The sequence below is a fragment of the Pseudomonas sp. Wu6 genome (genome assembly GCF_019891515.1).
GTDB classification, from domain to species: domain Bacteria; phylum Pseudomonadota; class Gammaproteobacteria; order Pseudomonadales; family Pseudomonadaceae; genus Aquipseudomonas; species Aquipseudomonas orientalis_A.
Window position 1 is genome coordinate 24,594 of record NZ_JAFLXH010000025.1, and the last position, 15,161, is coordinate 39,754.

14 protein-coding genes are annotated in these 15,161 nt (G+C 62.4%); 8 read left to right on the top strand and 6 right to left on the bottom strand.

Annotated features, from left to right (window positions below):
• Window positions 1-53: 53 nt before the first annotated feature.
• Window positions 54-500, top strand: coding sequence for a response regulator (locus J1G34_RS17660; protein WP_065894120.1), 447 nt, complete (start codon window positions 54-56; stop codon window positions 498-500).
• A gap of 83 nt (window positions 501-583) precedes the next feature.
• Here J1G34_RS17660 and J1G34_RS17665 read toward each other — a convergent pair whose 3' ends face one another.
• Window positions 584-2,761 carry a malate synthase G gene (locus tag J1G34_RS17665; protein ID WP_222994417.1) on the bottom strand — a complete coding sequence of 726 codons (2,178 nt, stop codon included), beginning with the start codon at window positions 2,759-2,761 and terminating at the stop codon, window positions 584-586.
• Between the two features lie 363 nt (window positions 2,762-3,124).
• Between J1G34_RS17665 and J1G34_RS17670 the strand changes: the two genes are divergently transcribed.
• Window positions 3,125-3,637, top strand: a complete 513-nt coding sequence (locus J1G34_RS17670) for a glycine cleavage system transcriptional repressor (RefSeq protein WP_065937073.1) — start codon at window positions 3,125-3,127, stop codon at window positions 3,635-3,637.
• Between the two features lie 110 nt (window positions 3,638-3,747).
• On the opposite strand, the gene rarD is transcribed toward J1G34_RS17670, so the two are convergent.
• The 5 genes from rarD to J1G34_RS17695 all read right to left on the bottom strand — a co-directional run bounded on the left by rarD (window position 3,748) and on the right by J1G34_RS17695 (window position 9,503).
• A complete protein-coding gene (gene rarD / locus J1G34_RS17675; protein ID WP_222994418.1) occupies window positions 3,748-4,632 on the bottom strand; it encodes an EamA family transporter RarD in 885 nt (294 codons plus the stop codon).
• Window positions 4,633-4,823: 191 nt separating this feature from the next.
• A complete protein-coding gene (locus tag J1G34_RS17680) occupies window positions 4,824-5,798 on the bottom strand; it encodes a serine/threonine protein kinase (RefSeq protein WP_003176519.1) in 975 nt (324 codons plus the stop codon).
• 167 nt (window positions 5,799-5,965) lie between these two features.
• On the bottom strand, window positions 5,966-7,864 hold the full coding sequence (locus tag J1G34_RS17685) for a PhoX family protein (RefSeq protein ID WP_222994419.1): 1,899 nt from the start codon (window positions 7,862-7,864) through the stop codon (window positions 5,966-5,968).
• Window positions 7,865-7,943: 79 nt separating this feature from the next.
• Window positions 7,944-8,708, bottom strand: coding sequence for a TOBE domain-containing protein (locus tag J1G34_RS17690; RefSeq protein WP_222994420.1), 765 nt, complete (start codon window positions 8,706-8,708; stop codon window positions 7,944-7,946).
• Between the two features lie 57 nt (window positions 8,709-8,765).
• Window positions 8,766-9,503: a ComF family protein gene (locus J1G34_RS17695; RefSeq protein ID WP_222994421.1), complete on the bottom strand. Its 738-nt coding sequence runs from the start codon at window positions 9,501-9,503 to the stop codon at window positions 8,766-8,768.
• A gap of 92 nt (window positions 9,504-9,595) precedes the next feature.
• On the opposite strand from J1G34_RS17695, the gene bioB reads away from it, so the two are divergent.
• From bioB to J1G34_RS17725, 6 genes are all read left to right on the top strand, one after another.
• Window positions 9,596-10,654, top strand: a complete 1,059-nt coding sequence (gene bioB, locus J1G34_RS17700; protein ID WP_065937069.1) for a biotin synthase BioB — start codon at window positions 9,596-9,598, stop codon at window positions 10,652-10,654.
• Window positions 10,655-10,737: 83 nt separating this feature from the next.
• Entirely contained in the window at window positions 10,738-11,919 is a 1,182-nt protein-coding gene (gene bioF / locus J1G34_RS17705) for an 8-amino-7-oxononanoate synthase (RefSeq protein ID WP_222994422.1), read from the top strand.
• The gene (locus J1G34_RS17710) at window positions 11,912-12,643 is read left to right on the top strand and encodes an alpha/beta fold hydrolase (RefSeq protein WP_122685014.1); all 732 of its coding nucleotides are present in this window, start codon (window positions 11,912-11,914) and stop codon (window positions 12,641-12,643) included. Before bioF ends, J1G34_RS17710 begins: the two co-directional genes overlap by 8 nt.
• Window positions 12,636-13,448 carry a malonyl-ACP O-methyltransferase BioC gene (gene bioC, locus J1G34_RS17715; protein ID WP_222994423.1) on the top strand — a complete coding sequence of 271 codons (813 nt, stop codon included), beginning with the start codon at window positions 12,636-12,638 and terminating at the stop codon, window positions 13,446-13,448. Before J1G34_RS17710 ends, bioC begins: the two co-directional genes overlap by 8 nt.
• Window positions 13,445-14,125 carry a dethiobiotin synthase gene (gene bioD, locus J1G34_RS17720; protein WP_065897227.1) on the top strand — a complete coding sequence of 227 codons (681 nt, stop codon included), beginning with the start codon at window positions 13,445-13,447 and terminating at the stop codon, window positions 14,123-14,125. Before bioC ends, bioD begins: the two co-directional genes overlap by 4 nt.
• A 106-nt stretch (window positions 14,126-14,231) precedes the next feature.
• Window positions 14,232-14,513: a pyrroloquinoline quinone biosynthesis protein PqqE gene (locus J1G34_RS17725; RefSeq protein ID WP_065894133.1), complete on the top strand. Its 282-nt coding sequence runs from the start codon at window positions 14,232-14,234 to the stop codon at window positions 14,511-14,513.
• Window positions 14,514-15,161: the final 648 nt, after the last annotated feature.

Consider the following 15,161-nt stretch of genomic DNA (forward strand, 5'->3'; position numbering starts at 1 on the left):
TCCGCAGATGTCTGACGAGTGCTGGGAGATTGATAAGAATTGCTGAGAAACGTATGTCCGACCACGATATTTTGAGTGATGCCGAGCGCGAGGCGCTGAGCGCCGTGATGCTGGAGCCTGATTTACCGCCACAACGCGTGTTGATCGTGGACGACGACAAGGATGCGCGTGAACTGTTGGCGGAAATCCTCGGGCTGGACGGTATTCGCTGCATGACGGCTGACAACGGGGAGAGCGCGTGGGCGTTGTTGAAGTCGCACAGTTCCATTGGGTTGCTGATCACCGATTTGCGCATGGCGCCGAGCGACGGCTTGGAGTTGATCCGCCAGGTGCGCGAATCGCCCCGTGCGGCGTTGCCGATCATCATCATATCGGGGGACGCCGAAGCGCCGGATGTGATTGATGCGATGCATTTAAGCGTGGTGGACTTTCTGCTCAAGCCGATTGATAGCGAGAAGTTGGCGAAGCTGGTGAAGCGGGAGTTGGGGATGGATTCTTGACTGATCGTTCCCACGCGGAGCGTGGGAACGATCTATCAACCGCAAATAAAAAGCCCCGATCTCACGATCAGGGCTTTTTTCATTTACAGGCCATTTTTAGCCTTGAACTCCCGACGCCTGCGGTGCAACACCGGCTCGGTATAGCCATTCGGCTGTTTAGTCCCTTCAATCACCAACTCCACCGCCGCCTGGAACGCGATGTTGCTGTCGAAATCCGGCGCCAGCGGGCGGTACAGCGCGTCTCCGGCATTCTGGCGGTCCACCACTGGCGCCATGCGCTTGAGGCTTTCCATGACCTGGGCTTCATTGACGATGCCGTGGCGCAACCAGTTGGCAATGTGCTGGCTGGAGATGCGCAGGGTGGCGCGGTCTTCCATCAGGCCCACATCGTTGATGTCCGGCACCTTTGAACAACCGACGCCCTGGTCGATCCAGCGCACCACATAGCCAAGAATGCCCTGGGCATTGTTGTCCAGTTCGTTGCGGATCTCTTCTTCGGACCACTCGGTATTTTGCGCCAGAGGAATCGTCAGGATGTCATCCACCGAGGCGCGTTCACGCTTGGCCAACTCGGCCTGGCGGGCGAACACGTCGACCTTGTGGTAGTGCAATGCATGCAGTACAGCCGCCGTTGGCGACGGTACCCAGGCCGTGTTGGCGCCGGCCAGTGGGTGGGCGATTTTCTGTTCGAGCATCGCGGCCATCAGGTCGGGCATTGCCCACATGCCTTTACCGATCTGTGCACGCCCTTGCAGGCCGGTGCTCAAGCCGATATCGACGTTCCAGTTTTCGTAGGCGCCGATCCACTTCTCGGCTTTCATGGCGGCCTTGCGCACCATGGCGCCGGCTTCCATGGAGGTGTGGATTTCGTCGCCGGTGCGGTCGAGGAAGCCGGTGTTGATAAACACCACACGTTCGCTGGCCGCCTTGATGCAGGCCTTGAGGTTGACCGTGGTGCGGCGCTCCTCGTCCATGATCCCGACTTTCAGGGTGTTACGCGTAAGGTTCAGCACGTCTTCGATACGGCCGAACAGCTCGTTGGTGAACGCCGCTTCTTCGGGGCCATGCATCTTCGGTTTGACGATGTACACGGAGCCGGTGCGGCTGTTCTTGCGCGAGCTGTTGCCGTTGAGGCTGTGGATCGCCGCCAGGCTGGTGAGCAGGCCGTCGAGGATGCCTTCCGGCACTTCGTTGCCGTCTTTATCGAGGATCGCGTCGATGGTCATCAAGTGGCCAACGTTGCGCACGAACAACAGTGAGCGGCCGTGCAGGGTGACGTCGTTGCCATCCACGCCGGTGTAGACGCGGTCAGGGTTCATGGTGCGGGTGAAGGTCTTGCCGCCCTTGGCCACTTCTTCGGCCAGGTCGCCCTTCATCAGGCCGAGCCAGTTGCGGTAGATCACCACTTTGTCGTCGGCATCCACGGCGGCGACGGAGTCTTCGCAGTCCATGATGGTGGTCAGCGCAGCTTCCACCAGCACGTCTTTGACGCCGGCGGCGTCGGTTTGGCCGACCGGGGTGCCGGCGTCGATCTGCAGCTCGAAGTGCAGGCCGTTGTGCTTGAACAGGATCGCAATCGGCTCGGCCGCCGGGCCCTGGAACCCGATCAGCTGCGCGTCGTCACGCAGGCCGCTGTTACTGCCGCCCTTGAGGCTGACGATCAGCTTGCCGTCGACGATCTTGTAGCCGGTGGAGTCAACGTGACTGCCGGCGCTGAGCGGCGCGGCTTCGTCGAGAAATGCGCGGGCGAAGGCGATGACCTTGTCGCCGCGCACTTTGTTGTAGCCCTTGCCCTTCTCCGCGCCGTCGGCTTCGCTGATGGCATCGGTGCCATACAGCGCGTCATACAGCGAACCCCAACGTGCATTGGAGGCATTGAGGGCGAAGCGGGCGTTCATCACCGGCACCACCAGTTGGGGGCCGGCCATGCATGCGATTTCGTCGTCGACGTTTTGGGTCGAGGCCTGGAAGTCTGCGGCTTCTGGCAGCAGGTATCCGATGTCTTGCAGGAAGGCTTTGTAGGCCACCGGGTCGTGGGCCTGGCCGGCATGGGTCTGGTGCCAGGTATCGATGCGCGCCTGGAAATCGTCGCGTTTGGCGAGCAGGGCTTTGTTCTTCGGCGCCAGGTCGTGAATGACCTTGTCGGCACCGGCCCAGAACTGGTCGGCAGTGATGCCGGTACCGGGAATGGCTTCGTTGTTCACGAAGTCGAACAGGACTTTGGCGACCTGCAGGCCACCGACTTGAACGTGTTCAGTCATTGCTTGCCTCACTCTGCGGAGCTTATGCGCTTTTTCAGATTTTCATTATGTAGTGCACGGTTGGGCATACTACATGATGACTTGCGGTTGTGAAAATTAGACTAAATACGTCGTTTAGCGACCCACTTTGGTCGGACGGTCACAGCGGAGAATCGGATGTTCTCAAAAAACTATTGGATTGTTCCAGATAAATATAAAAATGGTACACGATTTGTTTTCGAGCTACCGCGCGTCCACCTTGTAGGAGCGAGCTGGCTCGCGAAAAACCTGAGCGTACCGCTGATGTCAGTTTTTTCGCGTTATCGTTGATGACCTTCGCGAGCAAGCTCGCTCCTACAGGAATCGCACCCGAGGTATTTCGCCATGGATCATCTTGTACTCACAATTATTGCCGCCGACAAACCCGGCCTGGTTGAACGCATCGCGCACACCATCGCCGCCCAGGGTGGCAACTGGCTGGAAAGCCGCATGGCCCATATGGCCGGGCAGTTTGCCGGGATTCTGCGCGTCAGCGTTCCCGCAGAGAACCGTCAGGAACTGGTGGGAGCGCTGGAGGATTTATCCACCCACGGCATTCGCGTGCTGGTGGGCGAGGGCAGTTCCGGCCAGGCATCGGCTTGCAAATCGATTGTGATGACCCTGGTGGGCAATGATCGCGCCGGCATCGTGCGGGAGATCACTGCACTGTTGAGCAAGCAGGGCGTCAACCTGGAGCGCTTGAGCACCGACGTGCGCCCGGCCCCGATGAGCGGCGATCCGCTGTTCAACGCCGAGGCCTTGTTGCAAGTGCCGTCAAGCCTGTCCCTGGAGGCGTTGCAGGCGTCCCTGGAAACCCTGGCAGACGATCTGATGGTGGAATTGCGCAACGATGAATGAGCACCCATGAGGTTATGCATGGAAATCTTGCATGGACCTGTGGATAACCTTTGGGTCAATGTCTGCAAGCCAGGCCGGCTAAGGCTTGCAGAGCTTTGAGCGTTTTTTGATCAGCGTTTGCGCACGCTCAGCCAGATATCCACGCTGTACACCACCAGGCCCGCCCAGATAAAGGCAAAGGCGGTCAGCGTGCTGGGCGCCAGGTGTTCGCCGAACAGCAGCACGGCTTCCAGCAACACCAGGGTGGGCGCTACATACTGCAAAAAGCCCAGTGCGGTGTAAGGCAGATGCCGCGCGGCGGCGTTGAAACAGACCAGCGGGATCAGCGTCACGGGGCCTGCGGCCACCAGCCACCAGGCCTCGGAGGTGCTCCAGAATTCCAGCTGTGCGCTGTGGGCCGTCGGGTTGAACAGCAACCAGGCGATGGCAATCGGCACCAGCATCCAGGTTTCCACCACCAGCCCCGGCAGGGCTTTGACCGGCGCCTGTTTACGGATCAGCCCGTAGAAGCCAAAGGTCAGCGCCAGTACCAGCGATACCCACGGCAAACTGCCCACTTGCCACACCTGTTGCGCCACACCGACCGCCGCCAGAACCACGGCCACCCATTGCAGGCGGCGCAGGCGTTCGCCGAGCAGCAGCATCCCCAGCAGTACGTTGACCAGCGGGTTGATGTAGTAACCCAGGCTCGCTTCCAGCATGCGCCCGGTGTTGACCGACCACACATACGTCAGCCAGTTGGCCGCGATCAACGAACCGCTGAGGGCGAGGATCGCCAGGCGCCTGGGGTTGTCGCGCAGTTCGCGAAACCAGCCCGGGTGTTTCCACACCATCAGCAGCAAGCCACCGAACAGTGCCGACCACAGCACGCGATGCACGATGATCTCGGCGGCGGGGACACTGGCAATGGCTTTGAAATAGAGCGGGAACAGGCCCCAGGTGATATAGGCGCTTAGGCCCAGGATGTACCCCTTGCGGGGGGTTGCGGCGTGCATTGCAGAATCCTTGCTTAGGCAGCTAACAAAGCGCAATTGTAAGGATATTTGTCAGGCAATGGGGACCTGCTTTTTGTAGGAGCGAGCTTGCTCGCGAAGATCGTCAACGATAACGCGGGAGGCCTGTTGCCCAATGGCGCTCTCGGGTTTTTCGCGAGCAAGCTCGCTCCTACAGGAGAGCGTCGCGTTGCTCAGAACAGTTTCAAGGGTTCTTCATTGAGGGCCGACAGCTGCTCACGCAACGCCAGCACCTGGTCACCCCAATAGCGCTCGCTGCCAAACCACGGGAAGCTGTGGGGAAAGGCCGGGTCGTCCCAGCGCCGCGCCAGCCAGGCGCTGTAGTGCATCAGGCGCAGGGCGCGCAAGGGTTCGATCAGGGCCAGTTCACGGGGGTCGAAGTCGTGGAACTCCTGGTAGCCGTCCATCAATTCCGACAGTTGACCCAGGCATTCCTGGCGGTCGCCGGCGAGCATCATCCACAGGTCCTGTACCGCAGGGCCCATGCGACAGTCATCCAGGTCGACGATGTGGAACATCTCGTCGCGGCACATCATGTTGCCGGGGTGGCAGTCGCCGTGCATGCGGATGTTCTTGTGCGGGGTGGCCTTGTAGACCTCTTCCACACGTTTGAGCAGGTCGCGCGCCACGGACTCGTAGGCCGGCAACAGGCTTTTGGGAATGAAGTTGCCTTCGAGCAGGGTGGTCAGGGAATCGTGACCGAAGTTCTTCACGCCCAGGGCTTCGCGGTGTTCGAACGGGCGGGTGGACCCCACCGCGTGCAAGCGACCGAGCAGTTGCCCGAGGCGGTACAGCTGGTCGAGGTTGCCCGGCTCCGGCGCGCGGCCGCCACGGCGTGGAAACAGGGTGAAGCGGAAACCCTGGTGCTCGAACAGGCTTGCGCCGTTATGGATCAGCGGGGCGACCACCGGCACGTCGCACTCAGCCAGTTCGAAGGTGAAGCGGTGTTCTTCCAGGATCGCTTCGTTGGTCCAGCGCTGGGGCCGATAGAACTTGGCGATCAGCGGTTCGGAATCTTCGATGCCCACCTGATACACGCGGTTTTCGTAGCTGTTGAGCGCCAAAATGCGCGCATCGCTGAGAAAACCGATGCTTTCGACGGCGTCGAGGACCAGGTCGGGAGTGAGTGTTTCAAACGGGTGGGCCATGCGAACTCCTGCGCGCAGCAGGTCGCCGCGTCCGGCCGGGTATGGTAACCCAGCGGGCTTGAGATAGGGGGCGACTGTGGGATCGCCATCGGGGGCAAGCCCCCTCCCACATTTAACTGTATTCACAAATCAAGTGTGGGAGGGGGCTTGCCCCCGATGAGGCCCTGTCAGGCGCCGACAACCCCACCATCATCGCGCCGAATCGCCAGCACCGACGAACGCGGCTTGCCGTTCGGCAGATGCTCCGGCCACGTCGAGCCGCCGGTTTCGCCAGGGTGTTGAATACCCACAAACAGGGTTTTCTGATCCGGCGAAAAGCTGATCCCGGTGACTTCACACGCCACCGGCCCGACCATGAAGCGACGAATCTCCCCGGTGCCCGGGTCGGCGCACAGCATCTGGTTGTTGCCCATGCCGGCGAAGTCGCCCGCGTTGCTGTAGTCGCCGTCGGTGAGAATCCACAGGCGCCCGGCCTTGTCGAAACCCAGGCCGTCCGGGCTGTTGAACATGTTTTGCGGGTTGATGTTGGACGAGCCGCCCTTCGGCGAGCCCGCGTGTACGCCGGGGTTGCCGGCGACGACGAACAGGTCCCAGGTGAAGTCCGTGGCTCCGTGGTTATCGGCGTCGGCTTTCCAGCGCAGGATCTGGCCGTAGACGTTCTTCTCGCGCGGGTTGGGCCCGCCCACCGGCTGGCCGTCTTCGCCGCGCTTGGCGTTGTTGGTGAGGGTGCAGTAGACCTGGCCGTCCATGGGGCTGACCACGATCCATTCCGGGCGGTCCATGCGCGTGGCTTTCACCACGCTGGCGGCCAGGCGCGCATGGATCAGCACTTCGGCCTGGCTGGCAAAGCCTGCGCCGGCATCGATACCGTTTTTGCCGTGGGTGAGTTCGACCCATTGGCCCTTGCCCCTGGGATGATCGGCATCGCCATTGCCCGCGTCGAAGATCGCCACGTACAAGGTGCCGTGATCGAGCAAATCCTTGTTGGCTTTCGGGTTGTCGTGGTTGATCGGATCGCGGCTGACGAACTTGTAGATGAATTCGCCGCGCTCGTCATCGCCCATGTACACCACCGCGCGTCCGTCGCGGGTCTCGGCCAGGGCCGCGTTTTCGTGCTTGAAACGGCCCAGGGCGGTGCGCTTGACCGGGGTGGATTGCGGGTCGAACGGGTCGATTTCCACCACCCAGCCGTGGCGATTGAGTTCGTTGGGGTTCTTGGCCATGTCGAAGCGCGGGTCGTGGGGGTGCCAGTTGATGTCCTTGCTGGCGGCGACCGCGCCGTAGCGTTTTTGCCCGGCGTCGAAGGCCTGCTGTGGGTTGCTGCTGCCGAAACAGTCGGTGAAGTTCTCTTCGCAGGTGAGGTAAGTGCCCCACGGGGTCTTGCCGTTGGCGCAGTTCTGGAAGGTGCCCAGGGCGTGCTTGCCGGTGTTGTCGGCGCTGGTTTTCAGCCAGTCGTGGCCGGCGGCGGGGCCGCTCAGGCGGATCGGCGTGTTGCCGTGGATGCGCCGGTTGTAGCGTGAATCCTGGACGAACTGCCAGGTATCGCCCTTGCGCTGAATTTCGATCACCGACACGCCTTCGCTGGCCAGGGCCTTGCGCACGTCTTCGGCCGATTGCGGTGCGCCGCCGTGGGCGTAGAGGTAGCGGTAGTTGGTGTATTCGTTGTTGATCGCCATCAAGGCGCGGTTGTCATCGCCGGGGAAGGGAAACAGGCTCATGCCGTCATTGTTGTCGCCGAACTGCTGTTCCTGGGCCTTGGCCGTGCCGTTGCCGGAGGGGTCGAAGGCCGGCGCCTGGGTGCTCAAGGGCTGGCCCCAGCTGATCAGCACCGAGGCGCTGTAGCCGGGCGGCAGGGTGATGGTGTCACTGGTGGCGGCGGCGATGCCGGTGAAGCCCAGCAACGGGCTGGCAGACGCGGCGTTCACGGCCAGGGCGCTGCGGCTGAGCAGGTTGCCACCCAGGAACATCGCCGCGCCGCACAGGGCGCCGGCGCCGATAAAGCGGCGACGGGTAAGGCCGATCATCTGTTCGAGGTCAGTGGCTTGGTTTTCTTCCAGCAGGCTCATGTCAGGCTCCTTACGGTTTTTGCAGACACCTTAAGGAGCGGGCGTGACGAAATTGTTGCAGTTTGATGGCGGGTGCTCGCTACACCGGGGTGCCGAGCAATACCTGGCCGGGGGCGAATTGCACCTGGATCGGCCGGCCAGGCGCGGCGTCGAGTGCGCTCAGTACGGCGGGCTGCGCCAGGGCACACAGCACCTGACCGCTGGGCAGGCCGATGCGGACTTCGCTGGGACCGTCTTCAGCGTCGAGAATCGTCTCGATGACACCGCTCAGGCAATTGTGTCCAAGTGTTGCGGTTTGCCCGATGGCCAATAATTCCAGCCAGCCGGCCTTGATCAGGGCCACCACTTCCACCCCGGGCTCCAGCTCCAGCCGTTGCGTGCTGTCGTGCGTGATGTGCGCATCCAGGTACAGGCCACCCGCCAGTTCCAGGCGCACCGTGTCATTACGGCCATGGCGCTCGATGGCGCTGACTTGGCCATGCAGCTGATTGCGCGCACTGGTGCGCAGCATCAGGCGGCCCAGCAAATTGAAGTCGCGGGCCGCTTCGTCGGTGGCGAGCACCTCGGCTTGCAAGGCTTGCAGGCGCTGATAAAGGCGCAGCACGCGCTCACCTTCGCTTGTCAGCCTGGCGCCGCCACCGCCTTTGCCGCCGACGCTGCGCTCCACCAACGGCGTTTGCGCCAGGTTGTTCAGTTCATCGATGGCGTCCCACGTGGCTTTGTAGCTCAACCCGGCACTTTTGGCGGCACGGGTGATGGACCCCTGTTCGGCGATATGCGCCAGCAACGCGATGCGCTGAGGGCGGCGGATGATGTGCTGGCTGAGCGGCGAGGGCAGGGACATGGGGATACGCCTGGCTGGAATGAGCGGACGTTGCCGCCCGGCGGCCCGGGAGTCAAGTCATGTGCCGGGTTTGGGCGTGCGGGCCAGGCAATACACATCGACCTGACGCGCACCGGCCTTCATCAATAACCGCGCCAGGCTGTGGGCGGTGGCACCGGTGGTCAGCACATCGTCCACCAGCGCCAGGTGCCGGCCCTGCACCCAGGCGCCGGGTGCCAGGGCGAAGGCATTGAGCAGGTTGCGTTTGCGCGTTTTGGCGTCGAGGTCTTGTTGCGCGACGGTTTCCTGGGGGCGTAGCAACAGGTGCTCATCGCAGGGGATGTCCAGATCGGCACTGAGCCAGCGCGCCAGCATCACCGCCTGGTTATAGCCACGCTGGCGCAGACGCTTGGGGGGCATCGGCACCGGTAGCAGGCAATCGGGGCGGCTGAGTTCGGCATTTTCGAACCGATGTTGCAGCAGTCGCCCGAGCAAGCGTCCCAGCAGGTGCCCCAACGGCCAGCGCGCCTGATGCTTGAACCGGCTGATCAGGCTGTCCACCGGGAAGCTGTAGGTCCAGGGCGCAATCACTTGTTGATACGCAGGCGGATGTTTCTGGCATTGGCCGCACACCAAGCCGTCCATGGGCAAGGGCAGGGCGCAGACGTCACAGCGCTCCATCAGCCACGGCAGTTCGGTTTCGCAGGCGTTGCACACACAATCGTCGCTTTCAGCGCGTTCATCGCAGATCAAACAGGTTTGTACGCTTTTTAACCAGATGTAAACCTGGTGTTTGTGGCTTGGTTGACAGCGCATGAATCTTCCTTAAATATGCCGAGCATCCGTGTCGTACCTGTGGGTATTGCCCTTCCCGCAGCGTTAGCCAAAGCATAATCAAGGAATCGCCCATGAGCGCCAGCACCTCTGCCACCCTGCGTCACGATTGGTCTTTGGCCGAAGTCAAAGCCCTGTTCGTGCAGCCGTTCAATGACCTGTTGTTCCAGGCGCAGACCGTGCACCGCGCGCATTTCGACGCCAATCGGGTGCAGGTCTCCACCCTGCTGTCGATCAAAACCGGCGCCTGCCCGGAAGATTGCAAATATTGTCCGCAGTCGGGTCACTACAACACCGGCCTGGAAAAAGAAAAGCTGATGGAGGTGCAGAAAGTCCTCGAAGAGGCTGCCCGCGCCAAGGCCATCGGTTCGACGCGTTTCTGCATGGGCGCCGCCTGGAAACATCCATCGGCCAAAGACATGCCCTACGTGCTGGAGATGGTCAAGGGCGTGAAGGCCATGGGCCTGGAAACCTGCATGACCCTCGGCCGTCTCGATCAGGACCAGACCGCCGCGTTGGCCCAGGCCGGCCTCGACTACTACAACCACAACCTCGATACCTCGCCGGAATTCTACGGTTCGATCATCACCACGCGTACCTACAGCGAACGCCTGCAGACCCTGGCCTATGTGCGTGAGTCGGGGATGAAGATCTGCTCCGGCGGTATTCTCGGCATGGGCGAGTCCCTCGATGACCGCGCCAACCTGCTGATCCAGCTGGCCAACCTGCCGGAGCATCCGGAGTCGGTGCCGATCAACATGCTGGTCAAGGTGGCCGGTACGCCGTTGGAAAACGCCAAGGACATCGACCCGTTCGACTTCATCCGCATGCTGGCGGTGGCGCGCATCCTGATGCCGCAATCCCATGTGCGCCTGTCGGCCGGCCGTGAGGCGATGAACGAGCAGATGCAGGCCCTGGCGTTCTTTGCCGGCGCCAACTCGATTTTCTACGGCGACAAGCTGCTGACCACCGCCAACCCGCAGGCGGACAAGGACATGCAACTGTTCTCGCGCCTCGGGATTCTGCCGGAGGCGCGTGAAGAGCATGCCGACGAAGTGCATCAGGCGGCCATTGAACAGGCGTTGGTGGAGCAGAAGAGCAGCGAACAGTTCTACAACGCCGCCGCCGTTTGATTGAAATGCATTCAAAAGGTGGGAGGGGGGCAAGCCCCCTCCCACCTTTTGAACCGCGAACACCCTGCTGAATCGAGGCCTGCATGTCTTTCGATCTCGCCGCGCGCCTCGCTGCCCGCCGTGCCGAACACCTTTACCGTCAACGCCCCTTGCTGGAGAGCCCCCAGGGCCCGGAAGTGGTGGTGGACGGCAAGCCGCTGCTCGCGTTTTGCAACAATGACTACCTTGGCCTGGCCAACCATCCACAGGTGATAGAAGCCTGGCGCGCCGGTGCGTCGCGCTGGGGCGTGGGCGGTGGCGCGTCGCACCTGGTGGTGGGGCATGCCACGCCGCACCATGAGCTGGAAGAATCCCTGGCCGACCTGACCGGGCGTCCGCGTGCGTTGCTGTTTACCACCGGCTACATGGCCAACCTCGGCGCGGTCACCGCCTTGGTGGGGCAGGGCGATACCGTGCTGGAAGATCGTCTGAACCATGCGTCGTTGCTGGATGCCGGTTTGTTGTCCGGCGCACGGTTTACCCGTTACCTGCATAACGATGCTGCCAGCCTGGCCAAGCGCCTGGAGAAAGCCACCGGTAACGCACTGGTGGTGACCGATGGCGTATTCAGCATGGATGGCAACCTCGCCGATCTGCCGGCACTGGCCCGCGAAGCCAGGGCCAGGGGCGCCTGGTTGATGGTGGACGACGCCCACGGTTTCGGCCCGCTGGGGGCCAATGGCGCGGGGATCGTCGAGCATTTTGGCTTGAGCCAGGAAGACGTGCCGGTGTTGGTCGGCACCCTCGGCAAAGCCTTCGGCACCGCCGGTGCCTTTGTGGCGGGCAGTGAAGAACTGATCGAGAGCCTGATTCAATTCGCCCGGCCCTACATCTACACCACCAGCCAGCCGCCGGCGCTGGCCTGCGCCACCCTCAAAAGCCTGGAGCTGCTGCGTACCGAGCATTGGCGCCGCGAGCACCTCAACGGGTTGATCCGTCAGTTCCGCCAGGGCGCCGAGCAGATCGGCCTGGCGTTGATGGGCAGCTTTACACCGATCCAGCCGATCCTGATGGGCGACAGCGCACGAGCCTTGCGCCTGTCGCAGATGCTGCGCGAGCGCGGGCTGATGGTGACGGCGATCCGCCCCCCCACCGTGCCCGCCGGCAGCGCCCGTTTGCGCGTGACATTGACGGCGGCCCACAGCGCAGTCCAGGTGCAGCTATTGTTAAACGCATTGGAAGCGTGTTTCCGGTTGTTAAACACCACGGAGCCCGAGCATGCGTGATCGACTGGTATTGCTGCCCGGCTGGGGCCTGGGTGTGTCGCCGCTGGAACCGCTGGCCGCAGCGTTGCACGGCTTGAATGAACACCTGCACGTGCAGATCGAACCGTTGCCGGCCCTGGATTCCAGCGACTTGAGCGAATGGCTCGACGAACTGGATGCCACGCTGCCGGACAATACCTGGCTCGGCGGCTGGTCCCTGGGCGGCATGCTCGCCTCGGAGCTGGCGGCACGCCGTGCAGAGCGTTGCTGCGGATTGCTCACCCTAGCGAGCAATCCGTGTTTTGTCGCCCATGACGGTTGGCCGCAGGCGATGCCTGCCGAAACATTCGACGCGTTCCTCGCCGGCTGCCACGCCGACTCCCAGGTCACCCTCAAGCGCTTCGGCCTGTTGTGCGCCAAGGGCGCGGCCGACCCGCGCGGGCTCTCGCGTTTGCTGGTCAGTGGCGCACCGAATACCTCGCCCAGCGTGTTGATGCCCGGCCTGGAATTGCTTGCCCAATTGGACACCCGCGCCGCCTTGCAGGCGTTTCGCGGGCCGCAACTGCACCTGTTTGCCGGTCAGGACGGGCTGGTGCCCGCCGAAGCCGCCAGTGACTTGCTGGCGCTGCTGCCCGATGTGGAAATCGGCCTTATTGAACAGGCCGGTCACGCTTTTCTTCTGGAGGACCCCCACGGTGTAGCGGGGGCCATCCAGGCTTTTTTGCATGAGTGCGTCGATGACTGATCTATCCCATCCCCACCTGCCGGGCGCCTTGCCCGACAAGCGCCAGGTGGCCGCTTCGTTCTCCCGGGCTGCGGCCAGTTATGACAGCGTGGCCGAGCTGCAGCGGGCGGTGGGGCATGCCCTGCTCGCGCAATTACCGCCGGGGCTCGCGCCACAACGCTGGCTCGACCTGGGCTGCGGCACGGGCTATTTCAGCCGTGCGCTGGGTGAGCGCCTGCCTGCCAGCCAGGGCACCGCGCTGGATATCGCCGAAGGCATGCTCAAGCATGCGCGGCCTGCTGGCGGCGCGCAGCACTTCATCGCCGGCGATGCGGAACGCTTGCCCCTGAAGACTGGCAGCTTCGAGCTGATGTTCTCCAGCCTGGCGGTGCAGTGGTGTGCGAACTTCGACGCAGTCCTCAGTGAGGCCTTTCGCGTGCTGCAACCGGGCGGTGTGCTGGCCTTTGCCAGCCTGTGCGTAGGCACGCTGGATGAGCTGCGCGAGAGCTGGCGCGCGGCGGATGGCTGGGTTCACGTCAACCGTTTTCGCACCTTCGAGGCCTATCAGCAGCTGTGCGCAGCCAGTGGCTTTCGGGTGACGAGCCTGGAACGGCGGCCCCATGTCCTGTATTACCCGGACGTGCGCAGCCTGACCCATGAGTTGAAAGCATTGGGCGCACACAACCTCAACCCAGGGCGCCCGGGAGGGTTGACGGGGCGCGCACGGATTGCGGCGCTGGTGCAGGCCTACGAGCAGTTCCGTCAGGCCCAGGGCCTGCCGGCCACTTACCAAGTGGTGTACGCCGTACTGGAGAAACCGCTATGAACGCCGCTTATTTCATCACCGGCACCGACACCGACGTGGGCAAGACCACCATTGCCGCCGGCCTTCTGCATGCCGCGCGCCAGGCGGGTAAAACCACGGCTGCGGGAAAACCCGTGGCGTCGGGCTGCCAGGTCACGCCCAAGGGCTTGCGTAACGCCGATGCCCTGGCGCTGCTTGCCGAATGTTCGTTGCCGTTGACCTATGCCGAGGTCAACCCGGTGGCGTTGGAACCGGCGATTGCGCCGCATCTGGCGGCACGTGAGGCGGGCGTTGCGCTGACGGTGCAATCCTTGCTCCAGCCCATGCAGCGGATTCTCGGACACAACGCGGACTTCACGTTGATCGAGGGCGCAGGGGGGTGGCGCGTGCCGCTGGCCGATCAAGCCAACCTGTCGGACCTGGCCATGGCCCTCAAATTACCGGTGATCCTGGTGGTGGGTGTGCGTCTTGGGTGTATCAGCCATGCGTTGCTGACCGCCGAAGCGATCGCGCGCGATGGATTGCCGCTGGCCGGTTGGGTGGCCAATATCATCGACCCGAAGACCTCTCGTCTGGAAGAGAACCTCGCCACCCTGGCCGAGCGTTTGCCGGCGCCCTGCCTTGGACGGGTGCCGAAACTCAAGCATGCCGGGGCAGCCGAGGTGGCCGCTTACCTGCAAATGGACCTGCTTGACTGATTTTGGCTATCGCTAAGGCAATGTGCCATTAGTGTTTTTAACGGGCCTTTCGCCAGGATGTCTGGTTCAATTGGCCTTCACGATTCTCTAAAGGCAGGCTTACGCCATGGAAATCTCTGGAAGCAGCGCGTTTTATTCGGGCCTGAGCACCATCCAGGCCGGGCAGAACCGTGTCGACCAGGCCGCTGGGAAGATCGCCAGCGCGTCGACGACCCAGCCATCGGCCGCGCAAAGCGACCGTCTGCAAGCCAATGATCGTGCTCAGGCGTCCAACTCGGCGAGCAATATGGTCGAAATGGCCCAAGGCAAGTTTCAAGTGGAGCTGGGCGCGAAAGTCGCCAAGGCTTCGGACGAAATGCTCGGTACGTTGATCGATACCTACGCCTGATTCCCCTGAGGCATGCCATTTAAAATGTGGGAGGGGGGCTTGCCCCCGATAGCCAATATCTACACAACTTAGGCTATAGCCACGAACGCTAACCACGATGCGAAGCGAGGCGCTCTTGATCTGGCTTTTGATCTTGATCTCAGGCGCCCCGTTAAACCACGCTGGCCGAACGCAGGCTTGAATCCGTGGGTAACCCGGCAGGACGCCGGGTTAGCCGCACTGGGCCATGGATGGCCCATTGCGGCGGCCCACGGATTCAAGCCGGAGAGAGGGCACACCGAGCCCAAGCGAGGTGCCGAGTGGTGGGGCAAGAGCGTTTTGCTTACTTTTGCGCTTTTCAAAAGTGAGCCGCTGTAAAAGCGGAACCACTAGCAGCCGTTACCGCAGAAACGGATATGTACTCAATCTGATCCAACATCCTGGTCGGCCCAGAGGCCGCCATCGGGGGCAAGCCCCCTCCCACATTTGGACCTCGGAGCGTCAGGTAGATACGCTTTAGCTCCCTCGCCAAAGGTGCGGTGTCGCACCGAAATTGTGTAGATGCCTATGGCCATCGGGGGCAAGCCCCCTACCACATTGTTTTGTGCCCTCTCGCTTAACTCCTACACTTCTTAATCATGTGGCATCACGCCACAGGCTTGGCCGTGC